Consider the following 4,300-nt stretch of genomic DNA (forward strand, 5'->3'; position numbering starts at 1 on the left):
CACTAGCAACTAACCACTAACAACCAACAAATTTGATTATGCCTTTAATTAAAGTACAAACTTCTGTATCTGCGCCGGCAAAAGCTGAAGTTGAAGCAATGCTCAAAAGTTTATCAGCTAAGTTAGCCAAGCATACAGGCAAACCGGAGTCTTATATCATGACAGCTTTTGAAGGTGAAATTCCCATGACCTTCGCTGGCAATACAGACCCAGTTTGCTACATTGAAATTAAGAGCGTGGGTACAATGAAATCAGAGCAAACTCAAGCTATGAGTCAGGACTTTTGCCAAGAGATTAACTCTGCGTTAGGTGTACCGAAAAATCGCACTTATATTGAGTTTGCGGATGCTAAAGGTTATATGTGGGGCTGGAATGGCTCAACCTTTGGTTAATTTCTCTCTCAAGAAGTTGGCTTATACTTGATGTCTATAGACTTGGTATGCTCAAGTAGCGAAGAGTTGATCAAAAATAAAAATTTTGCATAAATCGGGTTGATGATGAAAATCTGTTCAAAAACCCGGTTTTTCCGTGTTTGTGGGTAAATTCTGAAAATCGTCAGTGAATTTATCTAAGTTGTTAGCGAGTAAACAACCAAGGGAATACTAATAGGAAGTTGCACATCAAAACTCCAATCTTTAACTACTTTCCCATGTTTTGGAGAGGGAAACACACCACAATTTAAGAGCAATCTGCTGGATGTTGGCGACCTCGTTTAATCATCTCTAAAAGTAAAAATTGTGTTCAAACATACAGATAACAGCAAATTAGAAACATCAATCATGTTTCAAACTGGAAAAATGAGCCTTCCGCGCAGCCTCAGTTCTTTGGAAACTTGGGGTTTTAGTATGACTAGTCCGCTTATTTGGATAGGTGTTGCAATTCCCATCAATGCAGCATTGGGAACGAAAGCCATCTTTGTCTTGTTGCCGTGCGTCATCGTGGGAATGCTGCTGAATTTGCAAGTCAAACGCTTGGGGATGCATTTTTCACAGATGTCTGGGGGAACGCCTAATTATACGACTAAGTTGTTAAAAAAGTATCCTGCCTTAGGTCGTTATGGAGCTATTGGATACTTTATTGGCTGGGCTTCGGGACCTGCGTTGAATGCTATTCTGCTGACGGAGCTGATTCAAGCAAACCTAAAGCCTTTGGGGATTGCTTGTCCGGAGATGCTGCTGAAAGTTGGGTTTACAACGCTTCCTTTTATTGTGGCTTTTAGTGGGACTCGTGCTTTAGCGTTGCTGCACATGTTTTTAGTGATTCCCGCAGGAGCGATCGCCTTTAGTTATAGTGTTGAAGGTATCGGCTGGTTAGCTTTGTCGCCAAACAGCCCTGGACTTATCCCTCCTCTACAAACTTTTGATCCAACGTCTCTAAATTTTGGCGATTGGGCAAAGTACTACTTCATCGCTACGTACATTGTGTATAGCTGTGAAAGCACTGCTGCTTTTGTTGCCGATAGCCGAAAACCGCAGAAAACTTTGAAGTTTCTCTCACTGACTGCTTGGCTGATGCCGATTTTATTTCTAGGTAGTTCCTGGGTCCTGATGCGGTTGGCAACAAAAGCATTAGGCGACGATGCTTTTTTGAATCTGGTAACAACTGCCAAGCCATTCTGGGGTCAGTCAGCCTCGTTTCTGGCGACATTGTTGATTGCCTGTGGCAGCCTTTTGGGTTTGGCGACTTCGGCTGCGATATCTCCCCGCGTGTTGTATCAACTAGCGCTAGATGGACACATGGCACCTGTATTTGGGGTTGTATCTCGCCGTGGTGTGCTTACACCCGCCTTGATATTTACATTTTTAATTAGTCTGGTATTCTTATCTTGGGTTAATCTGACTCAAGTCGTGATGGTGGGTGGAACGGGGTACTTTGCAGCGATCGCCATCGCGCATTTGGCTTTTTGGTTACAGCGAGGACGACCAGAAGTCCGATGGGGTTGGTGGTCTGGTGGCTTTTTCTTGGTAGAATTGCTTGTCTTGATAGTCGGGGGTTTGTCTCTAGGCAAGAGAGATTGGCTGATTAGCATTCTGTTTCCCTTAACTATTTTGGCAGCAGATGCGGTTATCCGTCGTGTCAGCTTTGCACCAATGCATCCCGCATGGTGGATCAAGCGTCGGCGATCGCTGTTTGACAACGATCTCAAAAAAGATGTTGTCGTGCTGCAAGTAACCATCCTCCTGCTATTGATTTCTGGTGGGACGGCCATCGGTTGGCTGATCCGAGCTAGGTTAGATGATGCTCCCATTGAAGCTAGTACGAATTTGTTGGCTATTTTGCTGATGTCAATCGCTTTTGTGGGAATTGCGATCGCATCCTGGACAAGTTTATTGCAAGTTACTTCGATTGTGGAAGCGCGGGATGAGGCAGAACACTTATTTAAAATTGCCCTAGACACTGTTCTTGATGCCGTCTTATTATTAGATGAAAATGGCATTGTTTGCAAGGCAAATAAAGCGGCTTTACAGCTTTTGGAGATAGATAGCAATCATTTGCAATCTTTGCATTTAAGTAATTTACTTTGTGATTTGCCTAATCAACCGGAAAATTGGTCTACCCGTAGCGAACAAATTCTCAAACACCATTCTCGCATTCTTGATGTGGCAATTTCCACTAGATTAAATCAAAACATCCAAGAATATATTGTTATTATGCGCGACATCACACAGCGCAAGCAAGCTGAAGCCGAACTTCGTCAAGCTTTCCAAATCAAGGAAGAATTAGCTGCTACTGCTACTGCACAAGCAGCTAAATTAAAACTTGCGATAGAAGATTTGCAGCGCACCCAAGCGCAGTTAATTCAAACTGAGAAAATGTCCAGCCTCGGACAACTTGTTGCTGGTGTTGCACACGAAATCAATAACCCAGTTAACTTCATCCACGGCAACTTGACTCATATTGATAGATACATTCAAGATCTAATCACTTTAATTAAGCTTTATCAAAACAATTATCCCCAAAATACAGAAGAAATTAATGATTTTGTCGCCGAAATTGATCTCAATTTTTTGATGCAAGATATGCCCAAAACTTTTGCTTCTATGAAAATTGGCACTGAGCGAATTCGCGAAATTGTACTTACCTTACGTAACTTCTCGCGTCTTGACGAATCTGATATGAAACCTGTCAATATTCATGAAGGTATTGATAGCACACTATTAATTTTGCAAAGTCGTTTGAAGGCAAAGTCTGAGCATCCACAGATTGAAATTATCAAAGAATATGGTAATTTACCTCAAGTTCAATGTTATGCCGGACAACTTAATCAAGTGTTTATGAACATCTTGAGTAATAGTATTGATGCACTTGATGATGACAATAAAACAACAAAATCGGAAGTTAAAAATAACTGTAGTAGAATTATTATCTCTACTAAATTAGTAAATCCCGATTGGGTGGCTATATCGATTAAAGATAATGGTTCAGGGATGAGCGAAAGTGTTAGACAAAGATTGTTTGACCCTTTCTTCACAACAAAACCTGTGGGACAAGGTACCGGTTTAGGATTATCAATTACCTATCAAATTGTGGTGGACAAGCACAAAGGCAAAATAGAGTGTATTTCCCAACCAGGACTTGGTGCAGAGTTTTGGATTGAAATTCCTATCCGGCAAATAAAATAATAGACAAACGTCGTGGAAATGAATGTAGAGACGATTCTGTGCTACGTCTAATCAAGGGTTTCCGGCAACGCATAATTAAATTAGGTCGATGTCTAATGAAGAAAGAGACACTCTTGTGCGGCGATCGCCTACCATATAGATCCGATGCCAATTCCTAAATGCTATGTCTGCTAACTCTGCCTCTGCCACAATCACTACCTTACCCCAAGCACAAATCCCAATTCCGCCACTGTTGGGCGCTTCTTTGGAGGAATTGACGGTTTGGGTGCAGCAACAAAAACAACCCGCTTACAGAGGAAAGCAGCTGCATGATTGGATATATAATAAGGGCGCGCGACATCTTAATGATATCTCTGTCTTTTCTAAACAATGGCGTGCCGAAGTTGCAGAAATTCCCATTGGACGTTCAACTCTACATTACCGCTCTGTCGCCCCCGATGGCACTGTCAAGTATCTTTTAAGATTGGCAGATGGTGAAATTATTGAAGCTGTAGGTATTCCCAGTTTTCGCTGGGGAGATAAGGGGAGAGGGGGACAGGGGGGACAGGGGGGACAAGGGGGACAGGGGGGACAGGGGGGACAGGGGGGACAGGGGGGACAAGGGAGACAAGGTGGACAAGCGGGACAAGGGGGAGGTGCAAGTAGTCAGTTACATGATGGGTTGACAGTTTGCGTTT

General features: G+C 42.8%; 2 protein-coding genes and 1 pseudogene. All 3 read left to right on the top strand.

The window, feature by feature from the left end; translation table 11 throughout:
• The first annotated feature begins 38 nt into the window (after positions 1-38).
• The gene (locus tag OGM63_RS08245; protein ID WP_263745032.1) at positions 39-392 is read left to right on the top strand and encodes a phenylpyruvate tautomerase MIF-related protein; all 354 of its coding nucleotides are present in this window, start codon (positions 39-41) and stop codon (positions 390-392) included.
• Positions 393-845: 453 nt separating this feature from the next.
• Complete coding sequence (locus tag OGM63_RS08250) at positions 846-3,623, top strand: ATP-binding protein (RefSeq protein WP_263745033.1); 2,778 nt, start codon at positions 846-848, stop codon at positions 3,621-3,623.
• Between the two features lie 163 nt (positions 3,624-3,786).
• Positions 3,787-4,300 (top strand): annotated as a pseudogene (locus OGM63_RS08255) (hypothetical protein); the annotation flags it as partial.

Source organism: Plectonema radiosum NIES-515, assembly GCF_025753815.1.
Classification (GTDB): Bacteria; Cyanobacteriota; Cyanobacteriia; order Cyanobacteriales; family Nostocaceae; genus Hassallia; species Hassallia radiosum_A.

Bases quoted from the DNA above. Each gene is read 5' to 3' on its own strand.
- OGM63_RS08245 (WP_263745032.1), top strand. From the start codon at position 39: ATGCCTTTAATTAAAGTACAAACTTCTGTATCTGCGCCGGCAAAAGCT.
- OGM63_RS08250 (WP_263745033.1), top strand. From the start codon at position 846: ATGACTAGTCCGCTTATTTGGATAGGTGTTGCAATTCCCATCAATGCA.